This window comes from Actinoplanes auranticolor (assembly GCF_018332655.1).
In the GTDB taxonomy this organism is placed as follows: domain Bacteria; phylum Actinomycetota; class Actinomycetes; order Mycobacteriales; family Micromonosporaceae; genus Actinoplanes; species Actinoplanes auranticolor.
In genome coordinates this window covers 24,272-40,356 of sequence record NZ_BOQL01000039.1, presented here as the reverse complement: position 1 = coordinate 40,356, position 16,085 = coordinate 24,272, and the positions used below count along the sequence as shown (strand labels likewise).

General features: G+C 68.8%; 14 protein-coding genes. 12 read left to right on the top strand and 2 right to left on the bottom strand.

Annotation, left to right across the window (positions count from 1 at the left end):
- Positions 1-201 precede the first annotated feature (201 nt).
- The 12 genes from Aau02nite_RS24515 (at position 202) to Aau02nite_RS24460 (ending at position 11,432) form a co-directional block, all read left to right on the top strand.
- Positions 202-903, top strand: coding sequence for a hypothetical protein (locus Aau02nite_RS24515; RefSeq protein ID WP_212990907.1), 702 nt, complete (start codon positions 202-204; stop codon positions 901-903).
- Positions 904-990: 87 nt separating this feature from the next.
- Positions 991-1,578 (top strand): hypothetical protein, encoded by a 588-nt coding sequence (locus tag Aau02nite_RS24510; RefSeq protein ID WP_246595408.1) that lies wholly within the window; start codon positions 991-993, stop codon positions 1,576-1,578.
- Between the two features lie 171 nt (positions 1,579-1,749).
- Positions 1,750-3,087: an ArsR family transcriptional regulator gene (locus Aau02nite_RS24505; protein WP_212990906.1), complete on the top strand. Its 1,338-nt coding sequence runs from the start codon at positions 1,750-1,752 to the stop codon at positions 3,085-3,087.
- A gap of 71 nt (positions 3,088-3,158) precedes the next feature.
- Positions 3,159-3,728: a helix-turn-helix transcriptional regulator gene (locus tag Aau02nite_RS24500; protein WP_212990905.1), complete on the top strand. Its 570-nt coding sequence runs from the start codon at positions 3,159-3,161 to the stop codon at positions 3,726-3,728.
- Positions 3,729-3,798: 70 nt separating this feature from the next.
- On the top strand, positions 3,799-4,788 hold the full coding sequence (locus Aau02nite_RS24495; protein WP_212990904.1) for a DUF932 domain-containing protein: 990 nt from the start codon (positions 3,799-3,801) through the stop codon (positions 4,786-4,788).
- Between the two features lie 86 nt (positions 4,789-4,874).
- Positions 4,875-5,273, top strand: a complete 399-nt coding sequence (locus Aau02nite_RS24490) for a hypothetical protein (RefSeq protein WP_212990903.1) — start codon at positions 4,875-4,877, stop codon at positions 5,271-5,273.
- The gene (locus Aau02nite_RS24485) at positions 5,270-5,710 is read left to right on the top strand and encodes a hypothetical protein (protein ID WP_212990902.1); all 441 of its coding nucleotides are present in this window, start codon (positions 5,270-5,272) and stop codon (positions 5,708-5,710) included. Before Aau02nite_RS24490 ends, Aau02nite_RS24485 begins: the two co-directional genes overlap by 4 nt.
- Before the next feature lie 36 nt (positions 5,711-5,746).
- The gene (locus Aau02nite_RS24480) at positions 5,747-6,079 is read left to right on the top strand and encodes a hypothetical protein (protein WP_212990901.1); all 333 of its coding nucleotides are present in this window, start codon (positions 5,747-5,749) and stop codon (positions 6,077-6,079) included.
- Between the two features lie 76 nt (positions 6,080-6,155).
- Positions 6,156-6,497 (top strand): hypothetical protein, encoded by a 342-nt coding sequence (locus Aau02nite_RS24475; protein ID WP_212990900.1) that lies wholly within the window; start codon positions 6,156-6,158, stop codon positions 6,495-6,497.
- 82 nt (positions 6,498-6,579) lie between these two features.
- Complete coding sequence (locus Aau02nite_RS46685; RefSeq protein ID WP_246595407.1) at positions 6,580-7,593, top strand: VldE C-terminal domain-containing protein; 1,014 nt, start codon at positions 6,580-6,582, stop codon at positions 7,591-7,593.
- 605 nt (positions 7,594-8,198) lie between these two features.
- Positions 8,199-10,958: a cadherin-like domain-containing protein gene (locus Aau02nite_RS24465; RefSeq protein WP_212990899.1), complete on the top strand. Its 2,760-nt coding sequence runs from the start codon at positions 8,199-8,201 to the stop codon at positions 10,956-10,958.
- 72 nt (positions 10,959-11,030) lie between these two features.
- Positions 11,031-11,432 carry a hypothetical protein gene (locus tag Aau02nite_RS24460; RefSeq protein ID WP_212990898.1) on the top strand — a complete coding sequence of 134 codons (402 nt, stop codon included), beginning with the start codon at positions 11,031-11,033 and terminating at the stop codon, positions 11,430-11,432.
- A gap of 100 nt (positions 11,433-11,532) precedes the next feature.
- Here Aau02nite_RS24460 and Aau02nite_RS24455 read toward each other — a convergent pair whose 3' ends face one another.
- Positions 11,533-12,966, bottom strand: coding sequence for a hypothetical protein (locus tag Aau02nite_RS24455; protein WP_212990897.1), 1,434 nt, complete (start codon positions 12,964-12,966; stop codon positions 11,533-11,535).
- Positions 12,967-13,279: 313 nt separating this feature from the next.
- Positions 13,280-15,895, bottom strand: coding sequence for a LysM peptidoglycan-binding domain-containing protein (locus tag Aau02nite_RS24450; protein ID WP_212990896.1), 2,616 nt, complete (start codon positions 15,893-15,895; stop codon positions 13,280-13,282).
- Positions 15,896-16,085 lie beyond the last annotated feature (190 nt).

Below are 16,085 nucleotides of genomic sequence, written 5' to 3'. Positions count from 1 at the left end.
ACCGCCGCCCGTCTCGACCCGCCTCGCCGGACTGCCCGCGCCCGGCCCAGCTCACCCATAGCCCACCTCGTTCGGTCGGCTCGTGTCCTGCGCCCCGCGCATCTGCTCGGCAGCTTTTCCCGCCGGCCGTGACGCCGCGATCCGGTGGCACCACCACGACACCACCTCACCCCGGTCCCGCTTCGCGAAGGGAGCACCGCCATGCCCAAACCCACCCCCCTCACCGACCAGGTCGTCACCGTTTGCTTCAACCCTGACGCCGACGCCGACTGGTTCGCCGCCAGCGAGAAAGTCAGCCACCTCTTGGACGCCCACGGCACGCCGGCCCGCCGCTTCCGCGTGCGCCACCGCAAGCTGATCGGCTGGCTGACCCGTTTCCTCGGGTACTACCTGCTCGACGCCGCCCGCACGTTCGGCGCCATCACCCTCGCCGCCGGAGGCCGCAAGAGCCGCCTCGACCTGCCCGGCATGTCCATGACCGCCGCGAACGACGCCATCGCTCGCTGGCGTGCCTGGAACATCCACATCAACGCCACCACCAAGCCCGCCCGCGTCTGGGAGGACTTCCTCGCCCAGTACCACGCCGATCCGGCCAAGGTCACCTTGGCCGAGGCCCGTCGCCGTTTCGAGCAGCAGCCCCGGGTGCTCGCCATGCTCGCTTACGCCGGCGGCCACGTCTTCGACCCCTACGAGCTGTCGCTCTACCAGGCCGGTGAAGCCACCTACGCCGGGCTCTACTGGCGCACCGCGCTGATCGGCGACGCGCTGATCACCACCGATGGACGGATCATGCGGCCTGCCAGCGACTCGCTGGCCGACCGCTTCCGTTTCCTCAACGACGCCTGCATGTACCTGCGCGGCCTCAACAACCGCGCACGGCTGTGCGCCGTCGCCATCGCCTGACCCCAACCCCGTCCCGCACCTCGACGACCGGTTGCAGCCCTGCTGCGACCGGTCGTTGGTATGCCCACGACACGAATGGAGATTCCGGTGCCCTACCTCGACCTGGTGGAGAGATGGATCGTGCGGACCACCGGCCGGACCCTTGACCAGCACGCGGCCGATCCTGTCCCGGCCGCCGCGGCACTCCCGGCGTCGGCCGATCTGCTGCGCATCGCCCGCGAGGCGCTGCTGTCTGCGGTGGACACGTTCCGGACTCAGCTCATCAACGGCGACGACCTGACCGGCCCGGCCACGGTCCTGGCCAGCACGCTGAGCGAGATCAGCGGCCATGTCAGCGACTACGAGGGTGCCCGCATCCACCTCGACACGCTCATCAACGACCCCGACCGCACCGTGTACGTCGCCACGAACCCCGTGCAGCCGGTGCATCGGCGCTACGTCAATCCCGGCGACACCGTCCTGATCGTGCTGCCGCACCACGCGTACCTCCGCAGGCAGCAGCTCGCCGGGCAATCCGTGCGGGTCCAGATCGGCAAGTCCGACGTCGAACTCGACCCCTTCGAGTACCCCGGCCCGGTCCGGCTGTCCCACGGACTCGCCGGGATCTACCGCGATCCCGAGTCCCGCCTCTACGTCCTGCGCGCCACCGGCCAGCGGCGGATCTCCCGCCGCTGAACGCACCGCGGCAGCGCACCCCGATTCCCGGACGCGCACGCGGCATCGGACCGGACGACGGGGCTCGCCCCGCTCGTCTGGCTGCCTCCGCTGCCTCCGCAACCGGTGCACCACCGCCCGGCACAGTCCGGTGCCGGGCGTCACTATCCAATTCCCGAGGAGGGGAAACCCATGGAACTGCAGTCTCTGACGCCTGCGACACAGGCCGTCCTGAAGGCGCTGGTCGAACTTAACGAGGGCAACGTCCACGAGCTGGCCGAGAAGTCCGGCAAGGCTCGCTCGACCGCCGACAAGGCCATCCGAACCCTGTCCGACGCCGGCCTGATCGTCGAGGTCGACCTCGGCGCGGATGCAGCCGAGGGCACGCCCGCCCGCTGGACCCTGTCGCAGGACGCCGTCGCCGCGCTGGAATCGGCCGGACTCGGCGACGAGAGCGCCGTCGGGCCGGACGAGATCGACGATGAGCAGAGCTCCGACCCGGTCGACGAGGCCAACACCGATGACGGCGAGCCGGCCGGCGACGACCACAGCCAGACCTCGCAGACCGGCGACCTCGGCGACGAGGCCACCGGCGGGCAGGAACCGTTCGACGACGCGGACGACCCGGACGACGATGACGCAGACGCGGATGACACCGGCGTCCCGGACGAGAGCGAGCCGCGTACGACGGTCATCGCACCGACGCGCCCCGGCGACCGCAAGGTGATGGCCATCAAGGGCGTCCTGGCTGACCACAGCGACGGCGCCACCATCGAGGTGATCGTCGCCGAGAGCGGCATCAGCCACCCGACCACCATGCGGCTGCTGGCCGCGATGGAGCTGGCCGACGCCGCCCGCCGCAAGCCCGACCTGCCGCAGCGGTGGATCGCCGGGCCTACGAAGGCCAGCGATGTGGACCCGAACCCGGAGCCTCCGCGATGCGCGCTGTGCTTGCAGGTGGTCCGTGGTGTGACGAGCACCCCGGCCGCCGTGGCGGCGGTGCAAACCCTGATCCGCCCGGACGGAACGCTGCACGTCGTGGGCCCGGACGACGAGGTCCACGTCGTGAACTTGCCGACCCGGCTGCATCCGCGTCCGCTGAACACCCGCCCGAGCACCATGGGAAACCGCAGCGACGTCACCGTCAACACCGACGGCAGCCAGCCCTTCGGCCGGGGCGAGTTGGAGAAGCTGACCGTCGCCGTGCTGGCCGACAACCCCGGCCGGCCGATGACGCCGCAGGAGATCGCCACCGCGATCAGCGCGAAGCTCGGCGGCCGCACCGTGAGCTCCGGCGCCGTGCGCAACAACTGCACCAAGGCCGCCGCCGCGGGCAACATCCTGCTGGTCGCCGAAGCGCCGCTGACCTTCGTCTTCCCGACGCCGCCCGTCAGCGACGACACCCCCAAGGACGCGACGGACGCCGGACAGCCCGATACGGGTGACAGCGGTGACACCGGGGGCGACGGCGAGAACCGGGCCGAGCAGTCCGACGGCGACCAGGACGCCAGCAGCACCCCGCAGTCCTGACCAATCCCCACCCTCGCGGGGCCGAGCGCATGCGCTCGGCCCCGCACCCGTCTCCGAGAGGAACCACCACAGTGACCGACTTCCACCAAGACGGTTCCGACGCCCCGACCGACGACATGGCCGGCAGACCCGAAGTCGTCAGCAGTACCGGTGAACGCCGAGGGTCGACGGCCGGCGGCCGCCGGCTGCCGTACGACCAGCTCGACCACGGGTCGGCTCAGCTGATGCGCGCCATACCCGAACACGGAACGGCTACGCCGGAGGAACTCGCGACCCGCACGGGGCAACCGCTACGCACCGTGCTGCGCCGGCTGCCCTTGCTTGAGCTGGCGGACCTTGTGCACCGCCGCGACGGCGGCGTGGCTCTGACCCACGACGAGAGTCATGTCGATACGGCCTTGGCCGACCTGGTCAGCGCCTACTGCGCTGCGAACCCCGATCAGCCGCTGAAGCCGTACGAGATCGCCCGGGGCATCACCGCTGCCCTGGCCGGGCGTCACGTCGGCACCAATGCCGTCCTCACCTGCTGCCAGCACCTGGCGACTATCGGCCGCCTCGTCCAGGTCACCGCCGAGCCGATCGCGTTCGCCTTCCCGAACGCCAGCACGCCGGTCGACGACGACGACAACCCGCGGTCCTGACCAACCATTCATCCCGTCACGGGGCCGGGCGTCTGCTCGGCCCCGCACTTGTATCGAGAAGGAGAACCCTGTGCCACACGAACTCGAGCAATTCGCCGACGGCACGACCGCGTTCGCCAGCGCCCGGCTGTCGGCCTGGCACCGGTTGGGCACCGTCACCCAGAACACCATGAAGGCCGAAGAGATCATGGCCGCCGCCCAGCTCGGTGACTGGGGCGTACGGACCATCCGCACGGTCGGCATCGACATCGTCGACGGCGTCGAGGTGCAGATCCCCGCCGACGACAAGCAGATGACCGTGCGCCGCAACCCGGTCACCGGGGCCACGGAATATCTGGGCATCGTCGGCACCGACTACACCGTCGTCCAGAACGAGCAGTGCGCCGAGATGCTCGACCAGCTCGTGGATCAAGTCGGCGGCGCCCATTTCGAAACCGCCGGCAGCCTGCGGCGCGGCAAGAGCGTGTTTGTCACGCTCAAGCTGCCTGACGCGATGGAGATCGCCGGAGTGGATCGGATGGATCTCTATCTGATCGGCACGACCTCACACGACGGCACCGCTGCGCTGCGCGTGGACGCCAGCCCGATCCGGGTGGTGTGCGCCAACACCCAGCGAGCCGCGTTCCAGCACGCCGTCGGTCACTACACCTTCCGGCCCACGTCCAACGTCAACTCCCAGATCAGCCAGGCCCGCGAAGCCCTCGGCCTGATGTGGAAGTACATGGACACCTTCGAAAAGGCCGCCGAGCGGATGCTGAACGAAGCCCTGACAATGCGCGAGTTTGAGAACGTCGTCGGGCAGGTGTGGCCGGTCAAGGACAACGCCTCCACCACCACCCAGCGCAACGCCAAGCAGCGCCTCGGCACGCTGAAGTACCTGATTCGTGAGGCCGATACCCAGAAAGCCATCGCTGGCAGCCGGTGGGCCGGCTACCAGGCCATCACCGAGTACTTGGACCACTACCAGCCCGCCAAGAACGAGCTGGTGCGCGCCAACCGCGTGCTGACCGGCACCACCGGCGAGCTCAAGCTGGCCGCGTTCGACCTGCTGAAGGTCTAACCACCTCCACCCATTCACCCGCCCGGGGCACGTCGGCCCGCGCGGGCCGACGTGCCCCGGCTCGTACCCCGAAAGGACACGAGCCGATGACGCCTCACCTGCTCCATCCCCGCGACCCGCACCAATCGGTCTGCGGGATACCCGCCGACCAGGGCCGCCGATGGGCCACCGACGACCCGCCCCACGGCAACGCCTGCGAGGCCTGCCGCACCCAGTACGAGCAGGCAGCCCGGCCCGACGACGCCCACCACCCGATCGGCGACGCGACCCTCATCGACACGCTGCGGCGCATCGTCGCCGAACGGCAGTACGCCAAGATCGACGGCGTTCTGGTCGACGTCTGGTCCGCCAGCGTCACCGTCGTCATCTGGGACAACCTGCGCGACGACAAACGGCAACACCTTCTCAGGTTGCCGTCACACGAACTGATCCTGCGGTGCATCCGCGTCTATGCCGCCCTCACCGCCCAGCGAGGCGGCCGATGACCGGCCGCCAGCAGCAGTGGTTCCACTTCGGCCCGTGGGTGTTCTCCATCGACGCCGCGCAAACGCTCATCGCCGCCGCGCCCCGCGACACCTGCACCCTCGACGTCACGGCGTGGGCCACCGCGTACGGCCTGACCCGCCTCGACGACCCAGGCCACACCAGGGTCACCCTGATCGGCCCCGCCCCGGGTGGCCTCGACCGGCTCTACGCGATGCGCACCGACCTGACCAAGCCGGTCCTGGTCGGCCGGGTCCGAGTCGCCGGCATACCGCCAGCCGCGCTGCTGATCGACGGCATGCACCGGCTCTACCACGCCTGGCGCAAAGGCGTCCCGCGGCTGCCGGCCTACGTGCTCACCGCCGAGGAAACCCGCCGCATCCAGCACGACAAGCTCCTCGGCCCCGCCGGCAGCGGCATCATCCCGCCCTCCGCCTGACCAAACCCCGACCCTTCGACACCACACGGAGTCACCATGCTGACCTACCTGCCGCCGTGGCAGCGCCCTTGCAACTGCCACTGCCCCCTGCACAACGGGCAGACCCGGCTCACCTACGACGAGCCCGGCTGCGCCTGCACCATCACCTGCACCACCCAGCCCATCACGCTGCTGGCCGAACGCTGGGGCTGCGCACTATTCCTCGACCCCCGCGGTGACCTCTGGCAGGTTCCCACCCTGACCAGCGGTGCCTGGGACTGGGAGAACGCCGGAGAGATCGACACCCGGCACGACTACTACCACGCCAGCACAGTCATCGAGCACCTGCTCCGGGCATCCGCGTACCTGCTCGCGAACCCCGACTCCTGACCCCTACCACTTCGACGTGGGCCGCCCCCTGGGCGGCCCACAGCCCTTTTGTGCTTCACGACCGAGGGAGACAGATATGTATCGCACACCGAGCCCTGCCTACGACCGAACCTGCGACTGCGGCTGCCCTACCCACCACGGTCAACCCCGCTCGACCTACAACCATCCCGGCTGCCACTGCCTGACCACCTGCGCCACCCAACCCATGACCCTGCTCGACCCGCAGATCAGCGGCGCCTTGTTCCTCGACCGCGACGACGTGCTCTGGTACGTACCCGGCCTCGAACCCGGCCACTGGGACTGGCGCAACGCCGTCCCCGTCAACGCCGGGCACCCGTTACGCGACACCAGCGACCTGATCACCGGCCTGCTCCGCGAGACGCACGCCAGGTTGCGCTCCTTCGCTCACGACCTCTGAGCAACCGCGTCCTCGACCCCGGCCGGCCGCGCGCTCGTGCGAAGACCGGCCCTTTTCGTTTCCGGCGAAAGGCCAAACGCCCATGTTCAAGGCCGTCTTCGGCACCGTCACCATCGTCATCATCGCGTGCCTCGGGCTGCCCGTACTGCTGATGTCCGCCGTGATGGGCGACGGCTCCGGAACGTGCAGCCCGGCCGGCGCGCCCAGCGCCGGTGCCTCCGCGCAACCAGCCGACACTGCGCAATGGGCCGCCGACCAACTCGACATCGCCGTGACCATCATTCAGGTCGGTGCCGCCAAAGGCGTCGGCCGTTGGGGACAGACCGTCGCTGTCGCAGTCGCCATGCAAGAGTCCGGGCTACGGAACCTGCCCCACCTCGGCGACGACAACGACCACGACTCCATCGGGGTCTTCCAGCAGCGCCCGAGCCAAGGGTGGGGGACACCAGAACAACTGAGGGAACCTGCCTACCAAGCGGGCAAGTTCTACGACAAGCTCAAGACCGTCCCCGGCTGGCAGACCATGCCGCTCACCGACGCCGGCCAAGCGGTCCAGGTGTCCGCGTACCCCGACGCTTACGCGAAGTGGACCAATAACGCCATCGCCCTCGTCGATCAATACGGGATCGGTGAGATTGCGCTCGACTGCTCGACGATGTCGTTCGTCAGCGTCGAACCGGCGCCACGCAAACCGGACGGCTCCTGGCCCGACCAGAGTTGCTCCATCATCCCCGACCCGACGACCGGCATCGGTTGCATAACCCCGCGGACCCTACATTTCGTTCAGCAGGCCACCTCCGCCGGCTGGTCGAAGCCGGGCTGCTACCGAGTCGATGACCACGGCGAGCACCCAGAAGGCCGCGCCTGCGACTTCATGATGACGTCCGGCGGGGAAGCCGCCGGCGCTCAGAAGGCACGAGGCGACACGATGGCGGCTTGGGCGGTCGCCAACGCCGACCGCCTCGGCATCATGTACGTCATCTGGTTCCGCAAAATCTGGACACCGCAACAGGGATGGCACGCCTACAACAATCCGTACGGAGGCGATGACCCGTCCGGCTGGCACACCAACCACGTCCACATCAGCATTTACTGATACAGCGAATCTTCATCCATTGGGCGAGTTGAGTGCGCTCGACCATGCCGGGGCGCGGACATCCGATCATTGTGCCGCTTGGCAGGGGTAAGGCCGACGATAGTGTCAGCTCTCGCTCCGTGCTGTCGCCGGGGCGACATGACACCCCGCGGCTGAAGCACACTCATAGGCCGGTAGGCGTGGTTCCGCGCCCCGAAGCGGGCAGGCGGAAGGGCGACTGCTGAGTGCGCTTGCTCCCAAGCTGAAAAGGCTTTGTCGGTCTTGCTGGCGCGGGCGAGCGTTGCGACGAGGTTTGATGACCGTCCGTAGGAATATCCTTTCGCTGACGTTGATCGCCAATTTCTCAGGGAGCACTCGGTGCGCCGTGGTGTGGTCGAGTGCGACCGCTGTCGTACCCCAGGGTAACGAGGTAATGCTCGCCGGTCGGCGCCTCGCGAACGATCCGAACAGCCGACGGTTATGTCTTCGTACCGGTTAACCCGAACGGCCGGAACCGCCCGCCGCATCGACACAACGATTCTCAGAATCTTCCCAGGCACGCATTTCCAGGCGGAGAGTTCCCAGACACGCGCCATCCGACATCATTCGCCGAAAGAAGTGCGCCCGTGTCATATCGTCCGTTCAGAGGCAGCCGCCGGAGTGCACCGGCGGTCGCCGTGGCCTTCCTCGCCGCCGCCCTTAGCCTCACCGAAACCGGCGCCGCGGTCGCCGAGACCCAGCGGCGTGCACCGGCCGCAGTGCCGGCGTTGCAGGCCGCTGCCGCATCGCCGGAAAAGCGCCTCAGCATTGCTCTGGTCGGCGACAGCTTCTCGGCCGGCAACGGCGCCGGGAACTACGAGAATCCCACGCTCTGCTACCGGAGCCGGACCAACTGGAGCATGCGGTACCGCGACTGGCTGCACGGCCGGGGTTACGCGGCGGAGGTCTTCAACCGGGCGTGTTCCGGCGGCGTCATGAAGGACTACTGGACCCAGCGCGACGTCGGGAACCTCCCCGAGGTCGGCCGCTGCCACTCCGGAACCGGCGATGAGATCATCACGACCGTCGTGGGCGGTCCGACGTCGCTCTGCAACACAAAGCTGCGGCCGCAGAAGGAATCGATCACCAAGACCACCGACCTTGTGCTGTTCACGTTCGGCGGCAACGACGTCCGGTTCAAGAACATCGTCGAGGAGTGCTTCATCGTCGGTGATCGCGACCCCGGCGACTGCCGCGCCCGGGTGAAGTACGCGAACGAGCGTCTCGACGACACCGGCAGCGACGGCATGGCCGCGCAGCTCAAGGACATCCTCGTCGACATGCGCAGGCGGTTGCGGCCGGACGCGAAGGTCGTCGTGCTCGGCTACCCGCAACTCGTCGGTGACGTCGACTTCGTGCTGAAGTTCCGGAACAAACTGACCGGCAAGATCACCGACACCTACGACGCGGCGAAGAAGGTCCGCGAGCTGGGCGTCAAGGGGCGGACGGTGCAGGAGAAAGCAATCGCGGCGGCGGAGACGGAGGTCGGCTCGGACTTCGTCACCCACCTGCCCCAGGCCCTGGACCGGTTCGCCGGGCACGAGCCCGACCCGCGGGCCGGGCTGAAGAATCCGAACTCGTGGTTCGTCGAGCCGTTCCAGGCGGCGCATCCCCTGACCTGGTACCACCCGAACCCGGAGGGGCACGAGCAGTACAAGAACATCCTCACCGCCAACTTCGGAGCCGGAGCGACCGGCACACCGGTCGAAACGGCGCAGGCCCTTGACCTGATCTTCGTCGTCGACACGACGGGATCGATGGGCGGCACGATCGACGCGGTCAAGAACCGGGTCAACGCGGTCGCTGATCGCCTCGCCGCCGGCACCTCGTCGTACCGGATCGCGGTCGTGTCCTACCGGGACCAGCCCGGGCACACCGGCGACCCGTCGGACTACCCGTCCCGGCTCGACCAGGAGTTCACCGCCGACGCCGCCGCAGTGAAGGCCGCGGTCGGAAATCTGTCCGCCGACGGCGGCGGGGACTACCCGGAGTCGGCGTTCTCGGGTCTCGACACCGCGATCAAGCAGCCGTGGCGGTCCGGCGTCAAGAAGCAGGTCATCGTATTCACCGACGCACCGGCGCACAACCCGGAGCCGGTGTCCGGACTGACCGCGGCCGACATCGTCGCCAAGGCCCTCGCCGTCGACCCGGCTGTCGTCAACGTCGTCGGGAACACCGATGCCGCGCTCGCGGAGGTCGCCGCGGGGACCGGCGGCAAGGTCCTGGCCGCGGTTGACGGCGAGGACGTGTCCACCGCCATCGACGAGATCGTCGAGACGTCGCTGGCAACGCCGTACGCGTCCATCGGCGACAGCTACAACGCCGCGGTCGGCAAACCGGTCAGGTTCGACGGTGCCGGATCGTTCGACCCGGCCGGCGGCACCCTCACGTATGTCTGGGACGCCGACAGCGACGGCACGCCGGACGCCACGACCAGCACGCCGTCCTACACGCACACGTACGCGGCCCCGTACGAGGGTCTGGTCACGATGACGGTGAAGTCGACCAGCGGGAAGAGCGCGGTGGCGACCGCACCGATCATCGTGGACCGGGACGGCGACGGGGTCCAAGACCCGGTCGACAACTGCCCGGACATCGCGAACCCCGCCCAGGAGGACCGCGACGGCGACAAGACCGGGAACGTGTGCGACCCCACGTCGGGCATCCCGGCCGTCGACAAGGAAGGCGTCGAGGTCGGCACGTCGGAGCCGGAGAACGCGGCGCCGGTGGCCGTGCCCGACGCGTTCACCACCGAGACCGGCACCGCCCTGAGCGTTCCTGCGCCCGGAGTCCTCGCGAACGACACGGACGCCAACGCCGGTGACGTCTTCACCGCGAAGGTCGCCACCGCACCGCGGAACGGCACTCTCGCCCTGGCCGCCGACGGGTCGTTCACGTACACGCCGACGGCCAGGTTCACAGGCACGGACACGTTCACCTACACGACCGCCGACCAGGCCGGCGCGACGTCGCCCCCGGCGACCGTGACGGTGACCGTCGCACCGCAGGCGACCAAGCAACGCCTGGTGTTCGTCGGCGGCGGTCGTGACTGCCTGCTGGTCTCCGGCGACGTCACCGCCGGCCGAGTCGCCGTCACCCGCACGAAGAACACCGTCACGAAGGTCGCCGGCACTGCCACCGTGCGAGCCCGGTCAGGCAAGACCGTCGAGCTGACGTTCGACATCGTCAAGGACGGCCGCTCCTACACCGCGACGATCAGGGCCAAGGACGGCCGGAAGGTCATCACCCATCGCGGCAAGGGCACCATCCACGACAACGGCAAAATCACCATCGGACAGTTCGGTTCGAGACGGACCGGATTCGGCTTCGTCCTCAAGACGAAGTAGCCGCCCGCGGTGCCGGGGCCGACGCGTGACGCGCTGACGCCCCGGCACCGTCGGCTGCCGCGAGGAGAGACTATGACGCCCTACGGTCCGCCGGCCCCATCCGCACCGGTGCGCCCAGCCGGCGCCGCGGTCGCGGTGATCGCCGCGTCGGTCGGTCTCGTGGCTCTCGGCGCCGGCATGAGCCTCCGGTTCCACATCTCCAACACCAGCGAGGCGCTCGCCGAGCAGACCCGAGGCGGACTGCTGCTCCTTACCGCCGCGGTACTTCTGCTCGGTGCCGGCGGCCTCGCCCGGTGGGCGCGGGTGCCGTGGTGGCCGGTCTTGCTGATCCCCGCACCGGTGGTGTCCGCGGCAATTCCCGCTCTAGTTCTGCCCGGCAACATCCTTCCGTTCGGCACCGCGCTGCTGGGCGGCCTGCTCACCGTGACCGGCCTGATCGCCACCATCGTGTACGCGGCCACCCGCTGGCGATGACAGGGCCGCGCACCTGACGACGAAACGCCACGCATTGCTTCGGAGGGTCAGGCCACCGGGTTTTAGTGGCGTGTTCATGCTGCGGCCCGCTGGCATCTGTTCAGCGAGCTGCGGGGGCAGTGACTTTGAGGTGGCCCGGCAGGTCTGCTTCCCACTCACGGCGTTTGCGCCGTCCGAGGCCGGTGGTGGGTGGCACTCCGGCGGCCCGGGACAGTTCGGCTCCCGTGGGTACCCGGCCTTGGGCAATCTCGCTGTTCCAGAATCGGCGCATGGCCGCGACGGCGGACCGGGCAGCTTCCTCGTCCCCGCTGGGTTCGTCGATCAGCTCACCGCTGCCGTCACGCGCGTCGTAGCCCATGGAGGGCCAACCCACCTTGTGTTGATCGGCCCGCCGGAGCTCTTCGGTGGCCCACTCGCTGTCGCGGCCATCTACTTCCACTTCCTGTCGCACCTTGGTCCCGGTAGTGAGATGACGGGCGGCCGGGTACGGGCCGGCTGGCTCGTCCGTCACGTGATCAGGGAACGCGTGGGTGGTGCGCGGGCTGCCTGCCGTCAGCGAGGCGGCATCGGCGGGTGAGCTGGTCGTCGGGTCCGTCCCGGGGTGCTTGTCTGTGCCAGCAGCGGCGAAGGGGTTCGGTGCGCTGACGGTGATGGGTTTGGTCGTGTCGAGCTGCCAGGCGTTGAATCGGGCTACGGCCTCGGGTGTGGTGGCGTCGACGATGCCGTAGAGGGTGGCCATGTACATCTGTGTGGCTTCGCGTTCGTCGGCGGCGTCGGGGAAGTCGGCCAGGCCGGCGAGTTCGGCGGAGTGCATGGCCTGGCGGATGACGCGGTTGTTGGCGCGGCGTATCCGCCAGGTGGCTGCCTTCTTGCTCTGCAGCAGGTGCAGGCGAAGGCGGGCGCGGGCGAGGCAGGCGCGGCGGCGTGCACGGTCGACCTCCGAGACATCGCGGTCTTGTGCCTCGGCCAGCCGCAGCCAGACGACGATCCGTTCGATCGTGATGGCCCAGTGGATGCGGCCCATCGTGCTGCCGAGCCGGACGCTGCGCTCGGCGGCCAGCGCGCGTTCCCACATCCATGCGGCGACCAGCGGTGCGACCAGGCGCAGGCAGACCTCGCGGAAGGTGTTGGCGTCGAGGGCGGACAGGCTCGCGGTCACTGTGGCGAGGACCCAGACCGCGGCGCCGTCGACGCCGGTGGTGCCTTTCTCGGGTTCGCGCAGTAGCCGCGCACGAGCCAGAAGGGCGCTGGCGAACAGTGCGACCTCGATGTAGGCGAAAAACGCGATCCGCAGCGGCGACGAGCCCAGGATGTCGGTGAAGAACTTCCACATGCCCGACGCGGACACCATGGTCGCCAGAGCCGCCGCGATGACGGTCAGGAGGTTCGCGAGAAGTAGCGCCAGACGATGCTCGGCCAGCCGGCGCAGTCGATTGATGATGAGGAGTAGGAGGCCCAGTCCGGTCAGGATCGCGGCGCTGATCAGGAGCGTCCGGTTGTCTTGGTAGAGGGCTGCGACGTCATCGAGGTTCACGATCAGGTCCGTTTCCGTAGTCTCGCGCCGGCCGCAGCGGTACGAGGACGGCCATAGCGGCGGCGATCAGGGAGGGCCGAGAGGCAGTGATGCACCGGACACCAGCTGGCTGCGGCGGCGCAGAAGATGGCGGTGGCGGGATCGTCCGATCGGTCAGCGTGAGCGCTGGGGCGGCAACCCGGGTGACGGCTTCACCGCGTACGGCGGAGCACCGACGCTCTGCCGTGTATCCCGTGCACGGCTAACGAGAGCGAACGCGCTGGTCCACAGCGCTCAGCCGCAGGCTCAGCCAGTTGGGAAGCGGCGGTCGTGGTCATTTGTCGTCCAGGCTGTTGCGGAGCTTCTGGGCCAGTTCGATCGTGTCTTCCTGGGGTTCGGCGTCCAGGTCAGCCAGTGCCTTGGTGAGGGCGCGCAGCAGGGTCCGGATGCCGTCGGCGTCGCCGAGCGCATGGCGGGCGAGCATTGCCTTCGTGTAGAGCGCCTCGTTGTAGCGGTCCAGGTTGATGGCCTTGTCCAGCAGGCCGGACGCGGCCTGCGGGTCATCGTCGAGTAGGTCGTCGGCCAGCATCAGGTGGGCTTCGGTGCCCCAGCGGCGAACCGTCTCGCGATGCGGTTGCACCCACTCGTAGTCCTGACCTTCAGCAAGAGGCGCGGTGTAGAGGTCGCAGGCGGCGGTCAGTAGTTCACGGCGGCGTGCCTGCGTGGCGATGCTCGCGCTGCGCATCAGCTCGCGCAGAGTCCACACGTCGACATCGACGGTTGCCGGGTCGAGCCGATAGCGCCCGGCGGATTTGATGACGTAGGCGTTCTTGGTCTCTGCGGTGCCGGCTCGGCCAAGGACGTGCCGAAGATTGGAGGCGTTGGTATGCACGCGCTGGTCGGCCTGGCTGATGCGGGCGTCGGGTTCGAGGTATTCGCCGATGTCGCGGGTGCTGGCGCCGTCGGGATGTACAGCGAGAAAGACCGCCATTTCCAGGGCTTTGGCACGCAGGGGCCGGCCGTCCGCGGTGATGTCTTCAATGTGCGGGCTCCCGAGGACTCGTAGCCGTGCGCGTTCGGTCACGGTGGGCGCGGCGGTGTCAATGGTGGTGCTCGCACTGCTGCTGGCGTTCGCGAGCACCTCCGGGACGCCCTCGGTGGCTGAAGCGGAGTCGGCTGACGTGGCAGGTCCTGACGTCGAGGAGCTCACCGATGAGGGCTCGCCCGTGTGAGCCTCCCGCACCGTGGTGAGCAGGTCGCGGGTAGTCGCGACATCGAGGACGGCGAGCTGTGTGGTGTCGGCGTCGGCATCCTCAGATCCGAGACGAGCCTCGCCATCGGGAGAAACGCCGATGGCTGGACCGTGCGGCCAGTGGCCGACAACGACGACCGTGACATCCAAACGTCGGGTCAGGCCGAAGGTAATCCGGGCCCGGGTGCTGTGGATCGCCTGCCCGGCGTCAGTGATCAGGAGCAATGGCGGTAAGGCTTCTTCGCTGGGATCAGCCATTCGCACGGTGTCGAGGTCGGCGAGGCCGTGCTCGTCCAGGACCCGTGCGCGGTGCAGCAGATGGGTCTCGATCAGCGTGAGGGCCTGGTCGAGACTTTCGGCGATGTGCAGTCGCGGCCAGCCGGTCACCGGCGGATCACCCATCAGGGCCGCGAGGGTCTGGCGGTCGGTGACGACTTCGGCGCGCTGGTCGGGGTCTGTGGGTGCTCCGGCGGTGAGGGCAGTGATGATCAAGCCGCGAGCGGCGTCGTTAGCGCCAGGGCCGATGAGTCCGACCCCACCGGAAGGCAGGACCTGGTGAAGTGGTGGTTGCGGCGGGGTCGGTGCGGTGGCGTGTCGGGTGTGGCGCTGGGCGGCGCGGACGGGGGCGGGCAGCGGCTGTACGTCGTGCAGGTTTTGCTGGTCGTCGCGGATGCCGGGGTGGTACCGGTAGCGGCGCCTGCGTTGGATCCACACCAACGCCGCGGTGGCAGTTATCGCCGCGGCTAGCGCCTGAGGAATGACGCTGCCCGGCAGGACGAGATCGTTGCTGGTGCGATGACGGTCACTTCCGGTCTCGTTCGCGTTGGCAGCGCTGGATGGTGCGTTCGCGGAGTTGTCGAGTTCGGCATGGGGGTTGGTGGGGGCCGTAGCGGAGTGACCCGCCGGTGAAGTGGTTGTTCCAGGATGGGGTGCCTGTGGTGCCGCGGGTCTCGACGGGGGAGGAATCGTCGAGGCGGCGTCTGGCGGGGCAGGATTCGGGGTGACGGTGCCAGGTCGTGCTGGCGTCGGTGCGGATTTGGCGGCGCGGGCAGGGAGAGTGAGCGTCCAACCGGGTTCGATGTGGTCGCCGCCGCGCATCCCGGGATAGCGGTCAGTGTTGAGCCGGTAGAGCTGCTTCCAACGGTGGGCACTGCCGAGCCGTTCGGCGGCGATGTCCCACAATGTGTCGCCGTGCCGGACCGTGACGGTTGATGACGCGCGCTCGGGACTGAGCTGACTGTGGTGCTGAGCGGTGGAGCTCACGGTGGCGACATCCACCGTGGTCGTTGGAGAAGGTGGGACGGTGTCCTGCGCGGCGGCAGGGGCGGCGGTGTGCGGTTGCGGCACGCCGACGGCGGTGGTGACGGTGGCGGCGCCGAGCAGCGTCGCGGCCAATCCCTGCACCGGGCCGGGTAGGTAGATCGCCAGGCGAGCCCACCGCCAGCGCCGCACCCGTACCCACATCACGCCGAGGACTGCGGCGGCCAGCAGTGCCCATATCACCCAGGCGGCCGCCTTGACGGTCGCCGCGACGTACTGCGGTTGCATCGGGTCGTCCAACCAGTTCTGGATCTCCACCGAGGACGGCGTCCGATCGGGTAGCGGGCTCCCGCCGATTGCGGCTAGCAGCAACGGCACGGCAGCGAGCAGCGCCATGACGGCGACCGTCGTGCGGATCGCGGCCATCAGTCGGATCATCTCTACCCCTCTTTCGGGCCGTCGCCCCGCGGTTTTCCGGCTCTGAAGGCCGTTCGTCGGCACCCCGCGGACGATGCGATCGCCGACCGCGTTCGGAGAGCGAAGCGGTGCTGCGAGGCTAAGCAGACGGCGAGCCCGGTAGCGGCTTTCGCGCGCTCACAGCCACTCACAACGACTCACACAGACTTAC

Coding starts and splice junctions, on each gene's coding strand:
- Aau02nite_RS24515 (WP_212990907.1), top strand. CDS start 202: ATGCCCAAACCCACCCCCCTCACCGACCAGGTCGTCACCGTTTGCTTC.
- Aau02nite_RS24505 (WP_212990906.1), top strand. CDS start 1,750: ATGGAACTGCAGTCTCTGACGCCTGCGACACAGGCCGTCCTGAAGGCG.
- Aau02nite_RS24490 (WP_212990903.1), top strand. CDS start 4,875: ATGACGCCTCACCTGCTCCATCCCCGCGACCCGCACCAATCGGTCTGC.
- Aau02nite_RS24485 (WP_212990902.1), top strand. CDS start 5,270: ATGACCGGCCGCCAGCAGCAGTGGTTCCACTTCGGCCCGTGGGTGTTC.
- Aau02nite_RS24480 (WP_212990901.1), top strand. CDS start 5,747: ATGCTGACCTACCTGCCGCCGTGGCAGCGCCCTTGCAACTGCCACTGC.
- Aau02nite_RS24475 (WP_212990900.1), top strand. CDS start 6,156: ATGTATCGCACACCGAGCCCTGCCTACGACCGAACCTGCGACTGCGGC.
- Aau02nite_RS46685 (WP_246595407.1), top strand. CDS start 6,580: ATGTTCAAGGCCGTCTTCGGCACCGTCACCATCGTCATCATCGCGTGC.
- Aau02nite_RS24460 (WP_212990898.1), top strand. CDS start 11,031: ATGACGCCCTACGGTCCGCCGGCCCCATCCGCACCGGTGCGCCCAGCC.
- Aau02nite_RS24450 (WP_212990896.1), bottom strand. CDS start 15,895: ATGATCCGACTGATGGCCGCGATCCGCACGACGGTCGCCGTCATGGCG.